At 44.6% G+C, this 22,534-nt stretch carries 23 protein-coding genes and 1 riboswitch; of the genes, 15 read left to right on the top strand and 8 right to left on the bottom strand.

Features of this window, described 5'->3' with window-relative positions:
* The first annotated feature begins 93 nt into the window (after positions 1 to 93).
* Positions 94 to 273, top strand: a riboswitch (cyclic di-AMP (ydaO/yuaA leader).
* Positions 274 to 275: 2 nt separating this feature from the next.
* A complete protein-coding gene (locus EIM92_RS15690) occupies positions 276 to 950 on the top strand; it encodes a 3D domain-containing protein (protein ID WP_125083445.1) in 675 nt (224 codons plus the stop codon).
* A 121-nt stretch (positions 951 to 1,071) separates the two neighbouring features.
* Here EIM92_RS15690 and EIM92_RS15695 read toward each other — a convergent pair whose 3' ends face one another.
* Positions 1,072 to 1,866, bottom strand: a complete 795-nt coding sequence (locus tag EIM92_RS15695; RefSeq protein ID WP_125083446.1) for a polysaccharide deacetylase family protein — start codon at positions 1,864 to 1,866, stop codon at positions 1,072 to 1,074.
* Between the two features lie 241 nt (positions 1,867 to 2,107).
* On the opposite strand from EIM92_RS15695, the gene EIM92_RS15700 reads away from it, so the two are divergent.
* From EIM92_RS15700 to mobB, 5 genes are all read left to right on the top strand, one after another.
* Positions 2,108 to 2,809 carry a dihydroorotate dehydrogenase electron transfer subunit gene (locus EIM92_RS15700; RefSeq protein WP_125083447.1) on the top strand — a complete coding sequence of 234 codons (702 nt, stop codon included), beginning with the start codon at positions 2,108 to 2,110 and terminating at the stop codon, positions 2,807 to 2,809.
* On the top strand, positions 2,806 to 3,738 hold the full coding sequence (locus tag EIM92_RS15705) for a dihydroorotate dehydrogenase (RefSeq protein WP_125083448.1): 933 nt from the start codon (positions 2,806 to 2,808) through the stop codon (positions 3,736 to 3,738). The genes EIM92_RS15700 and EIM92_RS15705 overlap by 4 nt, the downstream gene beginning before the upstream one ends.
* 1 nt (position 3,739) lies before the next feature.
* A complete protein-coding gene (gene lpdD / locus EIM92_RS15710) occupies positions 3,740 to 4,081 on the top strand; it encodes a prenylated flavin chaperone LpdD (RefSeq protein WP_125083449.1) in 342 nt (113 codons plus the stop codon).
* 150 nt (positions 4,082 to 4,231) lie between these two features.
* Positions 4,232 to 5,506 (top strand): molybdopterin molybdotransferase MoeA, encoded by a 1,275-nt coding sequence (locus tag EIM92_RS15715; RefSeq protein ID WP_125083450.1) that lies wholly within the window; start codon positions 4,232 to 4,234, stop codon positions 5,504 to 5,506.
* Positions 5,507 to 5,529: 23 nt separating this feature from the next.
* Complete coding sequence (gene mobB / locus EIM92_RS15720; RefSeq protein ID WP_125083451.1) at positions 5,530 to 6,057, top strand: molybdopterin-guanine dinucleotide biosynthesis protein B; 528 nt, start codon at positions 5,530 to 5,532, stop codon at positions 6,055 to 6,057.
* 65 nt (positions 6,058 to 6,122) lie between these two features.
* On the opposite strand, the gene xerS is transcribed toward mobB, so the two are convergent.
* Together xerS and EIM92_RS15730 are read right to left on the bottom strand one after the other, a co-directional pair.
* Positions 6,123 to 7,211, bottom strand: a complete 1,089-nt coding sequence (gene xerS / locus EIM92_RS15725; RefSeq protein WP_125083452.1) for a tyrosine recombinase XerS — start codon at positions 7,209 to 7,211, stop codon at positions 6,123 to 6,125.
* A gap of 406 nt (positions 7,212 to 7,617) precedes the next feature.
* On the bottom strand, positions 7,618 to 8,544 hold the full coding sequence (locus EIM92_RS15730) for an L-lactate dehydrogenase (RefSeq protein WP_125083453.1): 927 nt from the start codon (positions 8,542 to 8,544) through the stop codon (positions 7,618 to 7,620).
* 282 nt (positions 8,545 to 8,826) lie between these two features.
* Here EIM92_RS15730 and EIM92_RS15735 point away from each other — a divergent pair, with 282 nt between their 5' ends.
* The 4 genes from EIM92_RS15735 to EIM92_RS15750 all read left to right on the top strand — a co-directional run bounded on the left by EIM92_RS15735 (position 8,827) and on the right by EIM92_RS15750 (position 12,194).
* Positions 8,827 to 9,843: a polysaccharide deacetylase family protein gene (locus EIM92_RS15735; protein WP_246021008.1), complete on the top strand. Its 1,017-nt coding sequence runs from the start codon at positions 8,827 to 8,829 to the stop codon at positions 9,841 to 9,843.
* Positions 9,844 to 9,909: 66 nt separating this feature from the next.
* Positions 9,910 to 11,190, top strand: a complete 1,281-nt coding sequence (locus EIM92_RS15740; protein ID WP_246021009.1) for a VPS10 domain-containing protein — start codon at positions 9,910 to 9,912, stop codon at positions 11,188 to 11,190.
* A 173-nt stretch (positions 11,191 to 11,363) separates the two neighbouring features.
* A complete protein-coding gene (locus EIM92_RS15745) occupies positions 11,364 to 11,555 on the top strand; it encodes a hypothetical protein (RefSeq protein WP_125083454.1) in 192 nt (63 codons plus the stop codon).
* Positions 11,556 to 11,774: 219 nt separating this feature from the next.
* Entirely contained in the window at positions 11,775 to 12,194 is a 420-nt protein-coding gene (locus EIM92_RS15750) for a DUF2500 domain-containing protein (RefSeq protein WP_125083455.1), read from the top strand.
* A 79-nt stretch (positions 12,195 to 12,273) separates the two neighbouring features.
* On the opposite strand, the gene EIM92_RS15755 is transcribed toward EIM92_RS15750, so the two are convergent.
* A complete protein-coding gene (locus EIM92_RS15755) occupies positions 12,274 to 13,602 on the bottom strand; it encodes an FAD-dependent oxidoreductase (RefSeq protein WP_125083456.1) in 1,329 nt (442 codons plus the stop codon).
* 275 nt (positions 13,603 to 13,877) lie between these two features.
* Here EIM92_RS15755 and EIM92_RS15760 point away from each other — a divergent pair, with 275 nt between their 5' ends.
* The 3 genes from EIM92_RS15760 (at position 13,878) to EIM92_RS15770 (ending at position 16,482) form a co-directional block, all read left to right on the top strand.
* Complete coding sequence (locus EIM92_RS15760) at positions 13,878 to 14,300, top strand: cell wall hydrolase (RefSeq protein ID WP_125083457.1); 423 nt, start codon at positions 13,878 to 13,880, stop codon at positions 14,298 to 14,300.
* A gap of 57 nt (positions 14,301 to 14,357) precedes the next feature.
* Positions 14,358 to 14,813 (top strand): spore coat protein GerQ, encoded by a 456-nt coding sequence (gene gerQ, locus EIM92_RS15765; protein WP_125083458.1) that lies wholly within the window; start codon positions 14,358 to 14,360, stop codon positions 14,811 to 14,813.
* A 385-nt stretch (positions 14,814 to 15,198) separates the two neighbouring features.
* Positions 15,199 to 16,482: a hemolysin family protein gene (locus tag EIM92_RS15770; RefSeq protein ID WP_211344378.1), complete on the top strand. Its 1,284-nt coding sequence runs from the start codon at positions 15,199 to 15,201 to the stop codon at positions 16,480 to 16,482.
* A 53-nt stretch (positions 16,483 to 16,535) separates the two neighbouring features.
* Here the strand turns inward: EIM92_RS15770 and EIM92_RS15775 are convergent, their stop codons facing one another.
* Both EIM92_RS15775 and EIM92_RS15780 read right to left on the bottom strand, forming a co-directional pair.
* Positions 16,536 to 17,381: a DUF4367 domain-containing protein gene (locus EIM92_RS15775; protein WP_164515124.1), complete on the bottom strand. Its 846-nt coding sequence runs from the start codon at positions 17,379 to 17,381 to the stop codon at positions 16,536 to 16,538.
* Complete coding sequence (locus tag EIM92_RS15780; RefSeq protein ID WP_125085227.1) at positions 17,335 to 17,949, bottom strand: RNA polymerase sigma factor; 615 nt, start codon at positions 17,947 to 17,949, stop codon at positions 17,335 to 17,337. The genes EIM92_RS15775 and EIM92_RS15780 overlap by 47 nt, the downstream gene beginning before the upstream one ends.
* Before the next feature lie 237 nt (positions 17,950 to 18,186).
* On the opposite strand from EIM92_RS15780, the gene EIM92_RS15785 reads away from it, so the two are divergent.
* Together EIM92_RS15785 and EIM92_RS15790 are read left to right on the top strand one after the other, a co-directional pair.
* Complete coding sequence (locus tag EIM92_RS15785) at positions 18,187 to 19,377, top strand: MFS transporter (protein WP_125083461.1); 1,191 nt, start codon at positions 18,187 to 18,189, stop codon at positions 19,375 to 19,377.
* A gap of 57 nt (positions 19,378 to 19,434) precedes the next feature.
* Positions 19,435 to 19,626, top strand: coding sequence for a hypothetical protein (locus tag EIM92_RS15790; protein WP_246021433.1), 192 nt, complete (start codon positions 19,435 to 19,437; stop codon positions 19,624 to 19,626).
* 94 nt (positions 19,627 to 19,720) lie between these two features.
* Here EIM92_RS15790 and EIM92_RS15795 read toward each other — a convergent pair whose 3' ends face one another.
* Both EIM92_RS15795 and EIM92_RS15800 read right to left on the bottom strand, forming a co-directional pair.
* Positions 19,721 to 20,953 (bottom strand): aminopeptidase, encoded by a 1,233-nt coding sequence (locus EIM92_RS15795; protein ID WP_125083463.1) that lies wholly within the window; start codon positions 20,951 to 20,953, stop codon positions 19,721 to 19,723.
* A 109-nt stretch (positions 20,954 to 21,062) separates the two neighbouring features.
* Positions 21,063 to 22,418, bottom strand: a complete 1,356-nt coding sequence (locus EIM92_RS15800) for a TrkH family potassium uptake protein (RefSeq protein ID WP_125085228.1) — start codon at positions 22,416 to 22,418, stop codon at positions 21,063 to 21,065.
* Positions 22,419 to 22,534: the final 116 nt, after the last annotated feature.

The raw sequence follows: 22,534 nt of genomic DNA on the forward strand, positions 1-22,534 counted from the left end.
TTGTCATAGCTATTGAAATGAATAATCGTTGATAATACTGGGTTTATTTCCATTGGTAACATTTGCATCCTCTACAGGTTACAATTTTGTGATATATTTAATTTGCCAAAACACTGCTAAGGCAGGTGCGGGGGACGATTTTTGACAAGCTGATGTATCCATGATGAGGAATAGCATCGTTTTGTCTAGGGGTGAAGCACAGATATTTTGTGCCGGGAGCTGTCCTTTTTTCCGAATCCGACAACTAACCTCGCAGGCGTTAAAGGAGGAGCAGCATGTTAAAACAGCTTAGATTTCGTAAATTGGCGATGGGATTGAAGACAGCAGTGATAGCAGTGGGATTAATGGGAGCGCTGAACGCCATGCCAGCTTACGCGGATTCAGTACATACGGCAAAGGACGGAGATACATTTTATCTCTTGGCCAAGCAGTACGGAGTCAATTTGGACAAGCTTATGAAAGCGAATCCGAGCATTGAGGCAAAAAATATTTATGAAGGATTGAAGATTACGATTCCGGGTCAAAGCGTGCAGGTATTTTCTGCTCCAGAGAAAAAAGTGGATGCGCTTTCTTCGCTGAAAGTATTTTCAGCGGATCGGGTTGTTCAAGCCTGGGGGAAAACGTTCAATTACAAGTCTACTATTCATGTAAAGGCTACGGCTTACTCCGCTGCGGCGAGCGAGAACGGAAAATGGGGGCCTGTTGACTATTACGGCAATCCATTGAAACTCGGTACGATTGCTGTGGACCCCAAAATTATTCCGATGGGTACAAAGGTGTTAGTCACCGGTCATAACCATCCTGATTTACCGAAAAATGCGTTTGTCGCTACGGCGATGGATCAAGGCGGCGCGATTAAAGGTAATCGCATCGATATATTTATTCCGGCCAGTCCACAGAAAGTAAGTCAGTTCGGCTTTCAGGATGTGAAGCTATACGTTTTGGATTAAGTGAGAATAAGAAATCTTATTAATTGAGTCATCGTGAAAAGGATGTTCCGCTTGCAAGGTCAGAGATTAGACCAGCCGGGATGTCCTTTTTGCGTTTTCTTGGCACTTACCGGACTTCACTTCATAAAGCTTTCTCTTGATGTAGGAGCTCGGAAATAGTGACGAAACAGTATCCCCGATTTCGCAGAATGCGGATAATGTCGGGCAAAGCTTCGACTGTTCCCGACAAGTTAGATCCCACGCCGCCACCAGCGTGCTGTAGAACGATAGCCCCTGGCCCGACCGCGCTGAGCACGTTATGTTTAACTTTTTCTTTATCGAGCGCCTTCCAATCCAAGGAATCAACGTTCCAGTTGATAATTTTGTAGCCTTGTTGCTTAGCCCATTTTAGCTGCTCTTCGTTGATTTCCCCGTAAGGAGGGCGGATGAAGCGAGGCTTGTAGCCGACAATCTTCTCAATTATCTTCTCGGCTCGCCTGATTTCATTTTTAAAATCTAGCGCAGACTTCTTCTTGAATAAAGGATGGCTGTAGGAATGATTGCCGACGATATGCCCTTCCCGGTGAATTCTTTTCAGTAGTTCGGGATGCTTCTTCGCTCGATTACCCACGACGAAAAAGGTCGCTTTAACTCCATGCTGCTTTAATATATCCAACACTTTTGGGGTGAAGCGGGGATCTGGCACATCATCGAAGGTCAGGGCGATTTGCTTCACATGCGGGCCGCTGAATTTGAAGGTTTCAGAATATTTGCTGTGCAGCTCTCCAAGTGTCATAGGTCTAGCTTCTGTGGCAACAGATTGTTCGGAGGAGGTGGTATCATGGGATGGTACGGGAGTGGCGGAAACGGAGGCCATTCCCATATGAAGCGCCATGCAGATAGCAAGGACAAGCGGCGCTTTGATGGAATTAAACATGGTGTACCATCTCCTTTTGGTGCTGAATTGTTATCTATTGGTATGCCCAACATTGCATATGAATATGACTTTCATTGGGACAGATTATTATTCGTTCTGTTAAGGATTACATCTAGCTACATTTAGCTACAGCTAGTTTCATGTGATAAATGTCACAGACTTGCTCGCGCAAAAATAGCATCTTTAATAAAGCAGTATTTTGGAGTATTCTGTGCTTATTCGCTAGAGAGGTGAGAAAAATATGGCGGAAGTTATAGCAAATGTAGAAGTAGCCCCGAACATATTCAGACTCAAGGCAGCAGGAGCGTTTTCGGGACGGATGGGGCAGTTTTACATGGTTCGGGCGTGGGACAGATATCCGCTGCTCTCCAGGCCACTTAGCATTTTTGATCTAAACGAATCCGGCATAGAGTTTCTATACCAAGTGACAGGAGAAGGGACAAGGCTCCTCAGCGCTTTACGGCCCGGAGACGAGCTTCAGCTGGAAGGTCCGTTTGGAAATGGATTTCCGGAGGTTCAGGCTGGGGCTAGAATAGCCTTGGTGGGCGGTGGAATCGGGATTGCTCCACTTCATTATGCGCTGCGTAATTATCGCGGCTCTGATGTATATTTGGGATTTAGCCAAAATCCCTACTTGACGGAGAATTTTGAAGCTGCTACGACTGGCAAAGTGCTTGTGAACGTGGGCGGTATCGTGCTAGAGCAGGTTGATTTTCACGCCTATGACACGATTATTTCCTGTGGACCGGAACCCATGCTTAAGGCGGTACAGCGCAAGAAATTGGAAACCAAAAGCGAGGCCGATGTCTATGTTTCCCTGGAGAATCGGATGGCTTGTGGTATTGGGGCTTGCCTTGTGTGCAGCGTAAAATGCCTGGATAAGCGGCGAAAGGCATGTGCGGATGGTCCGGTGTTTCTGGCTGAGGAGGTGGTATTCGAATGAGCGATATGACGTGCAGCATCGCAGGGGTTCATTTTAAAAATCCCATCGTCATGGCCTCAGGTACATTTGGCTTCGGTCGGGAATACGGTTCCTTATATGATATTAATCGGTTGGGCGGCATTTGCGGGAAGGGATTAACCCTGAATCCGAAGGAAGGAAATAGCGGGTTTCGAGTTTATGAGACCCCATCCGGTATGCTGAATAGCGTTGGATTGGAAAACCCGGGCGTTACAGCCTTTTTACGCGAGGAATGTGAGTATTGGGCTGGTCTAAACCTAGCTAGAATTGCCAATTTGGGCGGCAATACATTAGAGGATTATGTGGAAGGTGCTCGATTGATTGAAGAGGATGCCCTTCTGCGTAAAACGAGCGGTAAGCAAGCGGTGGATATGATTGAACTCAACATCTCTTGTCCCAATGTCAAAGCCGGCGGATTGGCCTATGGCATAAAGACAGAGATTGCCCGCGAAGTCGTCAGGAAGATTCGCCAAGCAACGACATTACCTTTAATGATCAAGCTCTCGCCCAATGCCGAGGATATTGTCCAAATGGCGCTTATGTGTCAGGAAGAAGGGGCGGATGCGGTATCGCTGGTCAATACCTTCTCCGCCATGAAGATTGACATTCACAAGCGTCGTAGCGTATTTGATAATTTGTATGCAGGACTGTCAGGACCGGCGATTAAGCCGATTGCACTGCGAATGGTTCATCAGGTGAGTAAAGCTGTGACTATTCCCGTGGTGGGAATGGGGGGGATCCAAAGCGCAGAGGATATCCTGGAATACATTATGGCAGGGGCTGCCGTCGTTCAGGTCGGAACACATAATTTCGTCAATCTGCGGGCGGGAGCTGACCTTATCGATGAGCTGCAAATCCTCATGGAGCGGGAGAAAATCGAATCCTTAGATGAGATAAGAGGGATTGTTTAGCATGGAGCGTCGTTATACGGATATCACTTTGCAAGCGATAACTGTAGGCAGAGATCGGCTGCTTATCATCTCAGGGGGAGAGAGGCATATTGGTGCTTCATCCACCGCTTACTGGGAAGACGGGCGCGTGTGTGTACAGACCCATGTCGTTCCCGGCCATAAGGAGCATATACTTAGCGAAGGATACGCACTTCGGGTAGCTGCGGAGCTGCGGCAAACCGTCACGCTGGTCATGGGCATCCATTATGATCAGCTTCAGCGTGATGAAATAGATCGTATTCATAAGCATGTTACTTCGTTAATAGATGGTTATTTATTGCAAACAGCTCAAATGCAGGTTTAAATATCGATTATGGGTAGGTTAATGATGAGGAGCAAACCTTCAAGGTTGCTCCCTTTTTTATTTGAGAGATTGATCTTTAAGTGAGACAAGCTGTAACATGGATACTGTGACAAATGAATAGCAGAATAGTCAGATGGGGGAAATGAATATATGACAAAGAATTTGAACTCTGATAAATTTCGGCGCAATATCGTTTCAGTTCCCGTAGCTCAGGCTAAGATCCTAGCTTATGCCCAACAAGGCGAGATGGAATTGGTTCCGATTTCGGAGGCCAATAATCGAGTTCTCGCAAGCGATATTACGGCTCCGCATCCGTTTCCTCATTTTCGCCGTTCTGGCATGGATGGTTATGCTCTACATAGCCTCGATACGAGGGGCTGCAATAACGAGCAGCCTGTTCAATTGGAAGTTATTGATGATATTCCATGCGGCTCACTCCCTTCGGCAAAGGTGGAACGAGGCATGGCGTCCCGGATCATGACCGGGGCAAAGGTGCCGGATGAGGCGGATGCGGTCGTCATGCTGGAAATGACTGAGACTCTTGAGCATGAAGGCAAAAAGTATATTCGCATTAAACGGGAAATAGAATCAGGTAAAAATATTACACCTGTCGGATTTGAGCTTGCCGATGGAGATCGGATTCTAGAGAAAGGACGACGCATTGGCACGGGTGAAATATCGGTATTGGCCACATTTGGCTACCATTTGGTTCCGGTTGTAGAAAAACCTCGAGTAGCCATATTCTCAACCGGCTCGGAGCTATTACAGATCGATGAACCTTTGCAGGATGGCCGAATTCGCAATAGCAACACGTATATGTTAGTCAATCAGATTCGGGAGGCCGGCGGTGAGCCTTACATGCTGGAAGCGATCGAAGATGATTTAGACAAGGCGAGACAAAGGGTGGAAGCAGCCTTTACCGAGTATGACATCGTTATTACAACTGGGGGCGTATCTGTCGGCGACTATGACATTATGGCGGAGCTCGTCCGTGAACCATCGACGGAATTGCTATTCAATAAAGTATCGATGCGCCCGGGTAGCGTAACAACCGCTGCAGTGAAAGAGGGGAAACTGCTGTTTGCCCTCTCAGGTAATCCGGGGGCCTGCTTCGTTGGCTTCGAGCTCTTTGTCCGTCCATTTATCGGTGCAATATTGGGAGTCTCCAAACCTTTCTTGCCAGAATTTCAAGCGGTATTGGGCAATACCTATCATAAGATCAATAATTTTACCCGATTTGTCAGAGGGAGTTTGACATTTGAGGGCGGAAGGCTTGTAGCTTATCCTGCTCCTTTGGATGAATCAAGCGTCATGGTTACCATCAAAGACAGCGATGTTCTAATTGTTATACCTCCTACCAATGAAGGAGTAGCAGCCGGGAAACTGGTCGATGTGCTTATGCTGCCCGGAGGCAGGTTCACTTAGGAATAGAAGGGAGAAGGTCTTACATGGCGGTTATGCAAATCGTAGGCTATAAAAATAGCGGAAAAACGACGCTGATCTGCAAATTGCTGGAAATTTTTTCTGCTATGAATTTAAGAGTAGCTGTCATAAAGCATGACGTGCATGGGTTTGAGGTGGACCGGGAGCATACGGATACATTCCGCCACCGTCAGTCGGGTGCTATCGCTACAGCGATTACTTCTCCTTGGCGAACGGCGATTATTGAAGAGCAGGAGACGCGGCTCGCCGATTTGATTCAGCATTTTGATCACTATGATATGACAATCATTGAAGGCTTTAAGAAGGAGAGCTATCCGAAGATTGTGATGATTCGCAATAAAGAGGATCTTGCACTGCTTCAGGATTTGACAGAGATCCGCGCTGTTGTGGTTAGGCAGGAGGCAGAGGAGTGCTTGAACCATGAAGGAATGGTTGCTGCTCTTGCCGACTCCTCGCTGCCTTGCTATAAAGCAGATGAAGCTGAAGAGATTGCGAAGCTTATCGTCTTGTCAATCTTATCTCAAGAGAACTAACGGCAAATCCCCCACCAGACAGTTTGTCGGAGGGGTATTTGTTTAGCGTTCTGGCGGCAATAGGGCTAGGATTCAGAGTCGGCTCGCCGCTCAATCGCTTCAGACATCGTTTTGTCAGTAAGATGCGCATATACTTCTGTCGTCTCGGTCGAGGCATGGCCTAGCTGCTCTTTCGTCTTATAGATGTCGTTTTGCAGGTAGTAGTCCGTTGCGAATGAATGACGCAGCTTATGCACGGTTAAATAAGGCTTGCCGAAACGTTTGGCATATTTAATAATCATGGCTTGAATCGCTCGCTTCGTCATCCGCTTGCCTTCCTTTTGGCCATTTGGGAGAGCGACGAAAAGCGCTTTTTCCCGTTTTGGTGTATTATAGCGCGTTTGGCGCAGCTCCAAATATTCGAACAGCTCGTCCTTGGATTGTTCACGGAAGTAGACAGGTGTTTTAAAGCTTTCATCATTGTTTCCTTTTCGGAATACATAGATGATTTTATTGGCTAAATCCAGATCATCGATATTCAAGTTAACGACCTCGGAGACCCGGAGTCCTGAGTTCAAAATAAGGCTGGCGATACAGGCGTCTCTTTCTTTGTTAAGCTCGTGGGCATAGAGTGCCTGCTTGTTGTTATGAACGTCCGCTCCATAACCTTCACGGATATAGCCGATAAATTCAAGCAATTCCTCCTCCTCTAAAAGCTTGCCTTTCAGTTTGGCCGCGGTATCCTTTGGTTTATGAATCCGCTTGATTTCAACCTTAGCCATAATATTGCGTTTTAATAGAGGATAGAAATCCTCGTCCTCGGCAATTTGACTCAAATAGTGGAAGAGAGAGCGCAGCGAGGACATTTTGCGAGAGACAGTAATTTTTGAATTGGTACCTTCGACTCGAGTCGTCAAGTGTAAGCGGAAACCTACGATGCTCTCCATGCGCAAAGTCTCTAAATCAAGCAGTGTAACTTGGGCGTTGCTTTCTGCGGAGGAGAGGCCCTCGGCGCGCAGCCAGCTGAAAAATGTTTCGTAGTCCCGGATATATTCCAGCAAGGTAGAAGGAGAGAGGTCCGGCAGCTTATAATCAATAAATTGTTGGACGAACCAAGGCATATGAACAACTCGCTCGTCGAGCTTTTTACGGTCGATCGCTTTTTGGATATTCATGTAGCGGTACCTCCGAATTTAAACGATTATGCCCTATATTGTAGCACAAACAGAGTAGTACCGGCTTCAGATTCAAATGAATATTCGAAAAAAAGCCCATTGTAATCACTTAAATGAAAAACACATCATATGAATAATTCACAACAAGGAACCATTTTATATTCAGCGTATCTAGTTACTTCTTTATAATTATCATCATCTTCCAACACTCAAGTTTCCACACAAAGTTAAAAGGGAATGGGGATGTTCAACAATGGAGAACTATAGTTAACGACATTAAACATACACGTCATTAACAATGAGATTCCTTTTGTTAATGTCATTAATTAAGTGCGTTCCAACTTATATATATGTTGCTTAAACAAAGAACAACCTGAGGCGGTTAAGCCTCGGGTTGTTCTTGAAATTAAAGCTCTAATTTTTCGATTTCTTCCTTTAGTTTGTTAGCGGAATGCTGGAACTTTTCCAGTTCTTCACCATCTAGTTTCAGATCAAGCACTTCACGAACTCCATTGCGATCTACGATACTTGGTACGCCAAGGTATACATCGGATACCCCGTTATAATCATTAAGGAGGGTGGAGACGTTAAGCACCGAGCCTTCGTCTTGCAGAATGGAGGTGACGATCCGATCGAGCGCCAGAGCGATCGCATAGAAGGTAGCGCCTTTAGCATTGATGATTTCATAGGCCGCATTTTTTGTACTGTTAAAAATATTGGTTCGATCCTCTTCCGTGAATTCCAAATCGATGCCAGCTACATTAGCAAGACTCCACAATGGAACTTCAGTGTCGCCATGCTCACCGATAATATGCGCGTGAATGCTGCGCGGATTGATCTTCTTGTTCTGGCCGATCAAATAACGGAAACGGGCGCTGTCCAGCAGAGTACCCGAACCGATGACCCGATTGGAAGGGAAACCGCTTTTCTTCAGTGAAACGTAAGACAGGATGTCAACGGGGTTCGTCGCTACGAGGATAATCCCATGATCGTTATACTTGACTATGTTCTTAATGATACTATCGAAAATGCTTGCATTACGTTTAAGCAAGTCAATTCGTGTCTCGCCAGGGGCCTGGGATGCACCAGCTGCAATAATGATAATATCAGCATCCTTGCAATCGCTGTAATCGCCAGCCCAAAGTTTGACGCCCCCTGTAAAAGGCATTCCATGATTCATGTCCAGTGCTTCTCCAAGTGCTCTTTCCTTATTTGCATCGATAAGCACCAATTCGGATACCCGTTCACGAAGCAATAATGTATAAGCGGTAGTAGCACCAACAGCACCTGTTCCAATAATAACAACTCGGCTAGATCGTAATTGTGTTGTCAATTCATCATCTCCTTCTAAACTATGACGGATATGTATTAACCCATCTTCATTGTACATGAAACGATTAAAATTTAAAGCATATTCTAAAAAGTTAAAATAATAATTGTCGGATATTTAAAATCGTTGTTAATATAACCTCTTTCAGCTGATCTATTGTCAGTTTTTTTGAATTTTCGCAAATTCTTAATGAGAACTTTGTAACCACAGGGTAACCTTTCTGTAAGGACGTAATCCCTCTTTTTATATTATTCTAGTAATAGATAAAGAGAGAGGGAATTGGTGATGAACATGAAGATGTCGAACAAGGATAACGCGGAGCATAAGAGAAAAACTCGAAAAAAATTGAATAAACGGCTCAACAACCCAGTAATGATACTTGCTTTAGTATTATCCTCTGTTGCAATAATTATGTCCGCAATTGTGGCGACATCTTACATCAAGGTCCAATCCGTAAATTTAAATATCGCCTCTGTCGTAATTCCTAAATTCGCCGGAGGCAACGAGAAAAAGCTTGTACCCCATAAAAACTCCACTGATGCTCAACAACGACTGGATGAATTCGAAGCAACGGAAGCCGATTTCAATTCTGTAACTATCGATATCTCCGATAATGATCAGGGACAGCAGAGCAACATCGAAACTCCTGTAAGTACAGTCCAGCCGTCCACACAGCCTAAAGCATCTTCCCCTAAAGTGGCTTACTTAACTTTCGATGATGGGCCAAGCAAGTATATGGATGAAATTGTAGACATTTTGAATGAATATGGAATCCATGGAACTTTCTTTGTGATCGGCAACCAGATTGAAGGCAACGAGAGCTCGATAAAGTCAGCTTCTGAACAAGGCCATTATATCGGATTACATAGTATGACCCACGATAAAAAGATATTGTACAAAAGCGGAAGCTCACTTAAATTTCTTAAGGAATTCAATAAAGTGCAGAGCATGGTGGAGGAAATTACTGGAAGTAATCCATGGCTGATTCGTGCCCCATACGGTAGTAAACCGCAAATCGACAAGGAGTTCCGGAATGATATCGTTAAAGCTGGATATAAAATGTGGGACTGGACAGTAGACTCCAAGGATTGGAAGTTTCCGGATAGGCCAGATAAAGTGCTTCAGGAGATTAAGCGTCAGGTACATCGGGAAGTGGAAGTTATTTTACTGCATGAGAAAAAACAGACGGTCGAAGCATTGCCGCAGATCATTGAATTTTTAACAAATAAAGGTTATGCCTTTGCGGTGTACAAACCGGATCAGCATTTCTCGGTGAATTTCGCAAACGATTCTCGTCTGTAATGTGCTATTAAACTATCATTAGAGTCTATGATATACTAAGGCTGCAGGTCGAACCTGGTAAGTGAGGTGCTGATATTGAGTTTATACTATAAATTAACCGGGGCGTTGCTGATCTCATGCCTGCTGCTAACATCCTGCACTTCAAATCAGAATGAGGCAATAAGTGCATTTCAGGATGAAGAGGTTGAGGAAGGACAAACCATTACAATAGAGAACCCTGAAGTATTAATGGAACAGACGTCTGCCAATAAGGAGGAGGGGAAGCAATACCAAATCCAAACACGGCTTACTGATTTTCATCTTCTTACTGAGAGTGCAGGCATTGCCTGGGGGTCAACCCGCAGTGAATTACGTCTTTATCTGACTCAGAATAGCGGGAAAACATGGACGAGCATATCTCCAGCTGCCTCTGTACAATTTCCATATCATCCTAAGTATAACCGCGATATTTTCTTTGTTGATGCATCTCATGGCTGGATCGTTCGCAATTCTGTAGGTTCAAGCGATGCTATCGTATTACGTACGCGGGACGGCGGTGCAACCTGGAAGATCGCATCGCTGCCGGGCTCGGATAAAGTTGTTGCGATCTATTTTACGGATGTTAGCCATGGCTGGATATTAGCGTCCAAAGTACACCCGGAAAAGGAAGAGAAAACGTTATATCAAACGGAAGACGGTGGTGTTACCTGGTCTAAAATCATGACCAGTCCGTCTGATGCCGATGCTGAGCAGGACCATGTCCTTCCGAATTCCGGAGGCGAGATATCGATGATCTTTCAGGATCGAATGACTGGTTATGTTAGCATGATCAGCTCCGGCATTCCTAAGCTTTATACTACGAATAATGGAGGCATTAGTTGGTCGGAGGTCGAGGATTTCTTCTCTACGTCCAAATATAAATCTTGCAAGCAGTTTATTGCTGGTGAGATGCAGTTTTTCTCCAATGAGCCTCTAAACGGCTGGATTCCCGTAGGTTGCGTGAAAGAGGGGAGCACAAAATTCAACGGGTATTATACGGCCGACAATGGAGCTACCTGGAGTTTAGCGCCATTTTCGTCATTCTGGCAAACCGGATTGAATGAAGCGCTATCGCCTACTTTTGTAAGCAGCGAGGAAGGGTGGCTATTGCACAATTCAAAGGTTTACCATACTTTAGATCAAGGCCAGAGTTGGAATGAACTTCCGAAAAGCAAGGTGCTTGTAGAGATCTTGGCCGATTACCCGGAGATCGTCAAGCTGAGGTTCTCTTCTAATCAGGTAGGCTGGCTGCTCGTCGCTCAAAGCAATCAGAAGCGCTCTTTATTGCTGCAGACCTTAGACGGGGGTATCACCTGGCGAGTTCTATAAAACAATACATAAAAAGCCATTTTTCTCGTTCATAACGGAAAAAAATGGCTTTTTTGATATTAAATAAACACAAACGTTTGTGAAAATTATCACATTGTTTAATGAGTAGTATGTGATATATTTAACTCAGATAGAACAAGAGCTTCACCTACTTGATAATAGGAGTGATAGTTATGAAAACAAATAATCAAGATCAAGTAACTCGTAACCTGCTGCAATTTTGCTACCACTGTGAAGATGCTCATTTATGTACGACAGAAGAAATGTGTAAAGCTTGCTGGGCCGAGAATGGTGTGTACGAGGCTGATACAGAAGCTAAGGGAGCAGAAGAGACCCGTAAATTGTTACAATCCTACTATGCATAATTTTATATCTAGCGGGCGATCAACATAACCTTCGGTTCAAGGCTCAGGGACCGAAGGTTTTTGTTGTTAATAAACAGCGATTCAGAATGGATGAATTAATCCTTGTAGGTATGACAAGTTTCACTAACCCAGGCATATACATAGAAGAGAAGAATAGGGGCGACAAAAGCACTATGCCCTAATTCTGCTAACCGGCGTGAACATGAGGGAGGGAGAAGGATGCAATCTTGGGTGGAAATGTTCAGCGTGATGAATACTGCACTTCCGATTTTCTTCATCATCATCCTAGGGATCATTCTCATTTCTGTGGGCCGGGGAATACTCAGGTACGCGTCTAACTCGAAACAGCCGCTGCTCATTGTTCCAACAATAATCGTTGGTAAACGTACGGAAGTATCTCATCGCCTAAATACGGATACCGCAGTTAGCCATACAGACAGCAGGTACTTTATAACCTTTGAGGTGGAAAGCGGCGATCGCCTTGAGTTTGCAGTGACTGGGCAGGAATATGGACAATGTGCGGAAGGAGATCAGGGTAAGCTTTCTTTTCAGGGTAAGCGTTACTTAGGATTTGAGCGTTTGGCGAGGTCATCAATGACCATCGATGAGGGGGAGCACGATTACAGGCGTAATTATTAGAAAAAGATACGGAGCCCAAGCAGGGCAGTATAAATAATAAGAGAGCTGTCCTGATTGGGGCGGCTCTCTTTATACTTTCTTAAGAATAAGATAGTGCTTTGATTTGGGCCGTGCTTGCCAGAATATCCTGGGCGACTTTGCGTCCACTCGAGAATGCCCGTTCTGCCAGTTCGCCCTTACCCTCGCAGCCGTCTCCACAGAAATAGAATGGAACTTGATCCAGCTGATTCGGCAGAAGCTTATTTGTGTGGATATTCTTTACGCTAGCGACCATTGCTTTTTTGCTTACCCGCTTGACGGTTGTATTATCGCGCCAACCCGGATAGTATGTGTCGAAAAGCGCTTCCATTTGTAAGGTTTTGCTCTCTAGATATTGTTTCTTCTGATCATCATCTACGAAATCATCGTTTAAATAGGCGATGCCTTGCAGTAACTGACCGCCCTCAGGGACAACAGTATGATCTGTAGCCGAAACGTCACTGATAAACAGTTTGTTGTTCATGTCACTTATATAATGGAAAGGACGATTGAGAACCTTGGAGAATCCAACATCATATACAAGTACTTCAGTGGATGTATTATTCTTGTAGGGTTCAAGCGAATTGCCCCATGGTGTTGATTCTAGCAGCTTGGCAACCTGCTGTACTGGCATGGCGAAAATGACTTGATCAAAGACTAATGATTCGCGAGTTTTAGTATGAAGTAGAAATTTGTCATTTTCCATCGTGATCGACTCAACAGGTTCCTTTACGGCAATTTCCCAATTCTGGTTCTGGGAAATTTTACCCACTAACTGATTTGTGATGGTGGACCAGCTGCCAAGAATGTAGTTAACCGGCTTATGGGAGAGAAACAGGTTCTGATAATATTCAGCGATCACCTCGCCCGACACTCGCCTCGCTTCTTCAGGAGTAATGAAGAAGTTAGAGCTAACTAAATGTTCCCACAGCTCTTTGACATCAGGGGAGGCATTGGATTTATTCAAATAGTCACCTAACGTCGGGTAATTCTTCAACTGATGAATGTTAGTGATCACAGCGGCTATTTCGGCAACGAAGCGAAACTTCTCCATCGTTGTAAGGACGCCGGTCTTCATAATATTTACGAAATCAAGTGGAGCGGGAGTAAGTTGACCATGTTTAGCATATACGACATTACGCTTATCCACCTGCTTGCTATGAAAGCGAAGGTTGAGCTCATTTTCCATATTAAGCAACGTGTGTCTGTCCATGCCGTAAACTGCATGTGCCCCATAATTTAGTGTGAAACCTGATTTCTCATAAGTAAAGGCTCTTCCACCCAACTGTGGGCTACGTTCGAACAATGTTCCTTGTATACCCGGACTGTCGGACAGATAAGCAGCGGCTGTTAATCCAGAAAGTCCACCGCCAACAATCGCGATTCTCATTAGTCGTACCTCCCGTTCGTTTTGTGAAACGGCAATAGCAACCGTTTCTCGCAACATATTGCTCCGAATCGAAGCATCAATTCACTATTAGTATATGCTATTCATGTAAGCGCGTCCATAGAAATAGACACGATTTGTTCAAATTTGTAATCGTATTCATCCCATTTTCTGGTGATACTGGCTTGACGATTCGGTTAAAGCAAAAAAATAGGCACAAAAATGGGCAAATGCACATAGTATATATCGTTCATAAGAGACTGAAGGAGGAAAGCCCGTTGGCTGTCATAAAAGCAAACTCTGGGGATATCAGACTGTTGGCTCGACTCATGCGCGCTGAAGCTGAGGGGGAAGGTGAGCAGGGCATGATGATGGTCGGCAATGTTGGAGTTAACCGTATTCTTGGCAATTGCCTCGACTTTAGAGACATACGCAACATGAATCAAATGGTATTCCAATCACCAGGCGGATTTGAAGCTACTCAGAAAGGGTATTTCTATCAAAGAGCCCGTAATGCCGACATACGCTTAGCAGAGAGGGTAGTTAACGGAGAGCGTGTATGGCCTGCCAGTAACGCATTATGGTTTTTCAGGCCCGCAGGCGATTGCCCGGCTACATGGTACAATCAGCAGAACACAGGAAGGTTTAAGTCTCATTGTTTCTTTACCCCTAGTTTTGATGATTGTCCATCCGTATTCTAGGTGATGTTTAATTTTATTAATAAGTAAGAACCATATTTATGAGGAGGTTTTTGATCCATGTACAATCCAAACTATCAGCCCGTGACTTATAAAATTGGCAGTGGCCAATCTGGTGCCTACGGCGGTGGGAGCAGTTATCCTGCTCAATATTCAATGCAAGGTGGAATGTCTTATCCGCCCCAGGTACCCAGCGGCAGCCCGATGACGACGGCGGGGACAGTTGTTCCGACAGCGATTCCTCAGTTTGAGCAATCGTATATCGAGAACATTTTACGTTTGAATTTAGGCAAGATAGGCACTTTTTACATGACCTATGAGAATAACTCCGAATGGAACGCAAAAGTATTTAAAGGGGTACTCGAAGCTGCGGGCCGTGATCATATTATTATCAGCGATCCGACAACTGGAGTACGTACGATTCTACTTATGGTGAACTTCGATTATGCTACTTTCGATGAGCCATTGGCTTACCAATATCCAGGAACGATCGGAAATCCGCAATCAGCAAGATAATAGATCTTAAACAATAGTATCTGTGTTTAAACAAGGTTGTCCTTTTTAAAGGGCGACCTTGTTGTGATTGCTACTTCTTTCGGGCATGGGACTGCGAAATAGCATTAAACTAGTCGGAAAAGCTAGTAAAAGCAATGTACGGCTGTATCAACAGTAACTTTCTAGGGAAAACAAAATAAATTAGCCTTGTACTCTTGTCTGGTGTCATACGATGCCGTTTGACTGTGTAGTGTATAATAATATAATTAGATGTAAAGGTCATGAACCTGTGTCACATTCAAATTAATTCAAACCGCGAAGGAGGTGTACCTGTTCTCCGCATTGGAAAGCGGGAATAGGAAACGTATTGAGTGACCCTTTACCGAGTATTTATCATGTAGGACTTATGGTGATATTAGTTCTGCTTAACGGATTTTTCGTCTCGGCTGAATTTGCGATTGTGAAAGTTCGCGCAGGCCGAATCGATACCTTGATTGAAGAGGGAAAGAAGAGCGCAATGACGGCTAAAGGACTCATGAGTCGCCTGGACGGCTATTTGTCCGCCTGCCAGTTGGGTATTACGCTTAGCTCTCTTGGTCTCGGATGGCTTGGTGAGCCAGTTGTGGCACGTCTGCTGAATCCGATTTTTCAGCTAACGGGAATAGGGAGTAAGACCGCTTATACTATTTCATTAATTACTGCATTCTTAATTATCGCTGTGATCCATATCGTATTAGGTGAGCTTGCACCGAAGACCGTTGCAGTTCGCAATGCAGAGAAAGTCACGCTGTTATCGGCACGCCCTATGCAAGTATTCTATAAGCTAATGTATCCGATGATTTGGGTGCTGAATAGCATGTCATCCGGCCTGCTTAAAATGTTTGGCATCGCACCGCTCAAAGAGCAGTATGACTCTGCCCATACGGAGGAAGAGATCAGGGGGATGATGAAGGAAAGCAGCGAGATTGGCCTAATTGATAGTACGGAGATGTCACTCGTCGACAACATCTTTGAATTTGCAGATACAACAGCACGAGAAATTATGATACCTCGTACCGAAATGATCTGTTTATATACTCAGAATACGCTGCGCGAAAATCTAGAAATCGCCTTGGAAGGAACACGAACACGTTATCCAGTATGTGCTGACGATAAGGATCACGTGATTGGTTTTATTCATATAAAAGATTTAATCCGTTCGAACTCAGCAAATTATTTAGATTTGCTTCGACCGATCATGGCCGTGCCTGAATCGACTCCGATCAGTGATTTGATGAAGCGTATGCAGCGCAATAAGACGCAAATTGCTATCTTGATCGATGAATATGGCGGTACTTCAGGTCTTGTCACGCTTGAAGATATTGTAGAGGAAATCGTTGGAGAAATTCAAGATGAATTCGACGAGGAACGGCCTGGCATCGAACAAGTAGGAGAGGATTCATATTCCATTGATGGACTTATGCTGATTGAAGCGGTGAACGATCGATTCGGACTAGAGCTCGATTCCGATGATTTTGATACGATCGGAGGATGGTTATATTCAAGAATCCAAGTATTGCCGCCTCAGGTTGGACAGTCTGTGGAATATGGTGGTTATTTGTATATGGTCGAACAAACCGACAACAAGAGAATATCACGTGTAAGGCTCGTCAAGCAGGAGTTGATTCCCTTTGAGGGAGCGGGCGCGTAACTATATAATGTTTGATAAGAAGGGTGTCCAACTAGGACACCCTTCTTTCACAATTAAATCTCCAGACCGTTGGCGATCTTGAGTAGGTCGGTTTTATCTAATTGTCCGGCAGCCAGGAAGTAGATGTCTCCGATCATAAAGGTTATTTGGGCTGTTTTTCCCGGCGTATAGTAAGCAACGGTTCCGTTATTTAAGGTGACCGTCTCGATGTTCTCCTCGTATGGCATCCGAATCATCTCATCTTCCTTTAGTGACTTAAACATCATTGTCAATTGCCCTTGGTCCTTCGTTTCGAATAATAAATATACGCCTTCGATCAAGTTGGTATTTACGGTATCCGGTGAAGAACTCAGTGTGTTAATTAATTCTGCTGAATTAAACATATAGCTCTCCGGCAGATATGTGATCTTTGGCAGCTCAAAAGGCAGGCTGTCACGAAGGTCTGCCAGATGCGTCTTCATGGACATAGGAAATAATTTAGGGCACGGCAGCTCCTCAGGATGCGTCGCGTCTTCGGATGAATCATTTGCGAACGCTACGTTATTATCTTTTAGTTGGCGACCATTCCCAAAAATAATTTGGCTCATGCCGTTTCCAAAGTTCCTTAATTCCTGGTAAATAGGCGAGACTGCTTGTGTCACAATGGGCGGCGTAAATAATACTGCACTAAACAATACGAAGGCAGTAAATACGGTGATTACCTCGTATCGTCGCAGCCATTGTCGTGCTTTTCGGCGTTTAGCTAGCTTCAGAAGCCGGGGCTGGATTTTGCTCCAGGATTGTTGCTTATAACCATCTGTATAGAGAGGAAGCTCCCTGGCGGCCTCTTCAAAAGCTTCATCAAACAGGACGTTAAACTCCGCGGGATATACGGGTTCGCGGGGACTGCTTCGTTTCAATATGGTCACCCCACTCTTTAAACAGCATTTTTTTGATTCCTTCTCGGGTACGGTGCAATCGCTGCCTGACGACATCTTCACTGACGTTCAGCCTTTCGGCGATTTCTTTATAGCTCAGACCCAGCTTCCAGCGATATTCCATCAATAATCGGTATTCCGGCTTTAGCTTTTTTAAGTGTTCGACAATAGCCTCTTCCATTAATTTGGTTTCAACCATGGTCTCGACAGAGCAGGCCGAGTTGATGAAAGGATCTATTTCTATATAAACACTGTCCGTATCCAAATGGTTACGGTACTTTTTACTTTTTCTTAAAAAATTAATAGCTGTATTTCGGGTAACAACCTTTAGCCAGGATTTCATTCCAACTTCGCTGTCGAAGGCAGGCTTATTATCTACGACTTTGAGAAAAGCTTCTTGTATAATGTCTTCCGTTGTTTGATGATCCTTAACGATATAATAGACAGATCCATAAACAAGATCGTAGAAAGCATAATAAATCTCTTCCTGAACGTTCTCCGCCAAGTCGTTGAAATCAGCGACGAGCAACCACTTCAGGCGTTCAGACATGATTTTCTCCTCTCCAATTCCATAAAACCATATTTCATATTCACCTATTAGCATTCTACATGATTTTTGGTGTCAGAGGAATCTTTTCCCTATAAAAGAAAACTTAAACTGAATTGTGAATCTTTCTATTCATCTGTTTTGGGGAGATGACGCGAGGAAGACTTTAATCTACAATGGAGTAGTTGATTGTCCTACAAATAGAAATGGTTGCATCAGGAGAGGAGCTGTGCAAGTAACATGAAACGTTTGGTATGGATGGGATGTTGGGCGTATCTACTGATTGGTCTGGCGCATGTTGTTGTTGGATCGATTATGCCCAATTTGCTTGAGTATTATGGTAAAGAATACACCGCCGGCGGAAGTCTTATTTTTGCGCAATTCGCTGGATTTCTAGTGGGAGTTCTTATATCCCCATTGTTAATATCTAATTTTGGTAAAAGAACAGGCCTTATTATCGCCACAGGTATGCTTTGTATCGCCGAAATATGCTACACTTTGCTGCTTCCTTGGGGATGGATGTATATCGTTGGAACGGTAGCCGGATTTGGATTCGGCATGATTGAAGCGGTAATCGGTACCCTGATTATCGTTGCAGTTAAGAAAGGAACCGCTGTGGCGATGAGCAAATTGGAGGTATTCTTCGGTATTGGAGCATTGGCCATGCCATTGATTGCCGGGTGGCTGATTCGAACTGAAATGTGGCGTTTTTCCTTCCTATTCATCGCGCTATCAGCCTTAATGATGCTACTTGCCTGGATGAGATGTGATTTTGGTGAATTGAATGATTTGCTGAATGCAAAGGGAGCGAAGCAGGAGAAGAAGGGGGCACTTGTTGCGCAATATCAAGGGATCCGGGGGATTTTGCTGCTCGTATTCACGGTTTTCTTCTTCCTTTACGTAGGAACGGAAATGAGCTTTGTGAACTTCCTGCCATCTTTGCTGATCGAGAAATTAGGAACGGATAAATCGACAGCGGCCTTTAGCGTTACTTTATTTTGGATGGCTATGACGATCGGCCGCGTGTTTTGTGGTGTTATTGCAGAGCGTATATCTTATGGCCGTTATGTGTTGTGGAGCTGCGCGGCAAGCCTCGTGTTGATCTCGCTTTTTTCAATTACTAGACAGCTATCGGTCATGTTTATTTTTATTTCACTATTTGGATTGTTCATGTCAGGCTTGTTCTCCATAGCCTTGGTCTTTGCAAGCAAATTACTTCCTGGTGCCGAGGAGTCTACGCCGAGCATATTGATCGCTGCCGGGGGCACAGGAGGGGCTATTTTACCGCTTGCTATGGGAAGCAGTATGGACATTGCGGGAGCAGACACGGCAGCCTGGATGTTATCTGCATTTGTTGCATTATTATTGATTTTAAGCATTTCAGCAATATTTATTGAGCGATTTCGTTCTAAACGTATTGCCGAAGCCTGAACCATTTGCCATAATCAAGGAGAGAAGAATGCGAAAGGGGACAACGAAGTGGGCTGGATGTATGTTGTGATTATAGTTATGGTCATCATCGCAGGTATTGGTACGCTCTTGGTGGGAACATCCAGACAGAATAAGACGGGGAACCCGAGCTATGATAAGCGGACGAAGAAGAACATGGTGGGGTTAACGGTAATGTATGCCGCGTCTATTGTTGTTATTTCCGTGTTGGTTGCGATGATTCTCGATTGATAATTATAAAGGATAAGATGCAAGAAGAGCCAAGCCAGCGTTAGGATTAACGCCAGCTTGGCTCTCGTTCTGTTCTTACGGAGTATTAGAATAATTAAATCGCCCAGTTACCTTTTGAAAAAATTTGTTCCTGCTTGCCATCCGCTGAAATTCCGTAGATATCCATTTCCGCTGAGCCAATCATAAAATCCACATGAACAAGGCTATCATTGATTCCCGCTTTCTGCAGCTGTTCTGGCGACATGCTTGAGCCGCCTTCCAATGTGAATGCATAACCAGCGCCAATCGCCAGATGATTGGAGGCATTCTCATCAAATAATGTGTTGTAGAAGAGAAGGCCAGATTGAGAAATCGGAGAGTCATGTGGAACTAGAGCGACTTCACCTAGATATCTCGAGCCCTCGTCCATCTCCAGCAGTTGTTTCAAAGTATCCTCGCCTTGTTCTGCTTTGAAATCAACGATTTTGCCGTTCTCAAAGGTTAGGGAGAACCGATCTATAATATTCCCGCTATAGCTCAGTGGCTTCGTACTGGTTACCGTACCATTGACGCCAGTCTTTAGCGGCGCTGTAAATACTTCCTCGGTCGGCATATTGGCCAAGAAAGCAACGCCTTTATCATTGTTGCTTTCCGCGGCAACCCATAAATGATCAACCGGCAGTTCAATCGTCAAATCCGTTCCTGGAGCGGTATAGTGCAGTTTTTTGAATTTCTTTTTGTTGAGGTAATCCGCTTTATGACTTAGATTAGCAATATGCTCCTTCCAGGCTGCTACTGGATCAGCCTGATCAACCCGAACGGTACGGAAGATTGCCTCCCAAAGCGCATCGACCTGCTGGTCCGCAGGTAAATGCGGGAATACCTTGGCAGCCCAAGCTTGGGAAGGAACGGCAACGATCGACCAGGTAAAATAATTAGCCATTTGCAGCTGGCGGTATTGGTTCATCGCTTTGTAATAGGTTTTTTGATAATTCGTCAGGCGCTCGGCCTTAACGCCATTCAGCAAATCAGGGTCAGAGGAGATGACATGCAGGATGGCTGCATTATTTTCTACATACTCCAACATTTCACCGGCATACCATTTCGGCTCGTCCAAGAAGGATTCATCAGCTGCCATATCATACCGCAAACGGGTGACAGTATCATCGCTCCAGTTCACTTTGACCAAGCGAGCTCCTTCGTTATAAGCTTCCTTTACAATTAGACGCACTAACTCGGCGGAATCCAGGGTCGCATTGATGATGAGGTTTTGGCCTTTTTGAATTTGAACGCCAATCTTAACAGCTAGTTCGGCATATTTCTGCAATTTCTGTTCGAAATCTGTCATATGATATCCCTCCATGGTTAATAGAAATTAAGCTATCCTTTATTGTACTACGAAACGGAAAGTGTATCCAAGTAACAATGATCTTAAGAGGATATTTACTGCGTTTGACCTAGCCAATGATGAAATCGCCCTCAGGGTACCGATACAGCTCCTTGCGAGATTTAGGCGTAGTTAAGGCGTAGGCCAAAGTTAAGGGGCCGATTCGGCCGAGAAACATAACCAATCCAAGAATGATTTTACTTAAATCTGTTAGTTTCGTTGTTATGTCTAGACTAAGCCCTGATGTGGCAAATGCTGAGGTCGTCTCGAAAAGCAAAGCCAAAAAGGTACGATCCTCAATGGCGGACAGGATCATAGCCGTTAAAATAACAAGGAATAATGCCAGCCAGGTTTGAGTGATCGCCCGCAGGATGGATACTTTGGACAAACGCTTGCGAAAGAATACGATATCTTCCTTTCCGCGAAGCATGGCATACATAGCACCGATTAAAATGGCAAACACAGTCACTTTGATTCCGCCGCCTGTCGAGCCTGGGGCAGCCCCGATAAACATCAGAAGGAGGAGTAGAAATTGCGTGGATTGCTGCATATCTGCCACACTCATCGTCGATACCCCACCAGAGCGTGTGCTGACTGAGTGGAATATCGAGGCGAAAACTTGATCCATGAGCGACAATTGCTGAAAATCCGGGGATTTAAACACCTCCATAACAAAGATCAATAGCGCTCCAACGACAATTAGGATTCCCGACACGGTAAGTACTACTTTGGAATGCAGCGACAATCTGCGGGTGACACGATAGGACAGCAAGTCCGACATAACGATGAACCCAATACCGCCAAGTATAATGAGTACAATAACGACAATATTGACAAAAGGGTCGCTGGCGTAAGCGGATAATCCGCTATAGGGACCATGGACAGAACCGAACAAATCAAAGCCTGCATTGTTAAAAAACGAGATACTGTGAAATACTCCATAATACAATGCTTGCCCAAGTGGCATATCGAACGACCATCTTGCCGCAAGCAGTAGAGCACCAACCGATTCAATAACAAGGGAATATAATGTGACTCGGCGGATTAGCGTGACTAGACCTTCCAGCGTATTTTGTTTCATGGCTTCCTGGAGCACCAGACGATCACGCAAAGAAATACGCCGATTAAAAGCGAGTGCAATCATTGTTCCCATGGTCATAAAGCCTAAGCCACCAATTTGAGCCAGTATCAGCAAAGTGAGTTCCCCAAATAAGGAAAATTGGGTCGCAGGATCAACGACAACGAGTCCAGTTACGCAGACAGCTGATGTGGCCATAAAAAATGCGTTGATTAGGTCGAGTTTCTCTCCGTTGGCTGAAGCTGGGCCTAGCGACAGTAGAAAAGTACCGATTATAATAATAATCGCAAATCCGAAGGTTAATATTTTGGCTGGCGATAAGGAATCTTGCTTTTTTTTGTGTTTCAGCACTAGGATACACCTCAATATCGAACTTCTTGAAATAGATACAAAACGTGTTACGATAGGTTAAGCTGTACAAATAACTCGGCTACGAGTACAGGTATACCGATTATAGAGCAAAT

Source organism: Paenibacillus lentus, from assembly GCF_003931855.1.
Taxonomy (GTDB): Bacteria; Bacillota; Bacilli; order Paenibacillales; family Paenibacillaceae; genus Fontibacillus; species Fontibacillus lentus.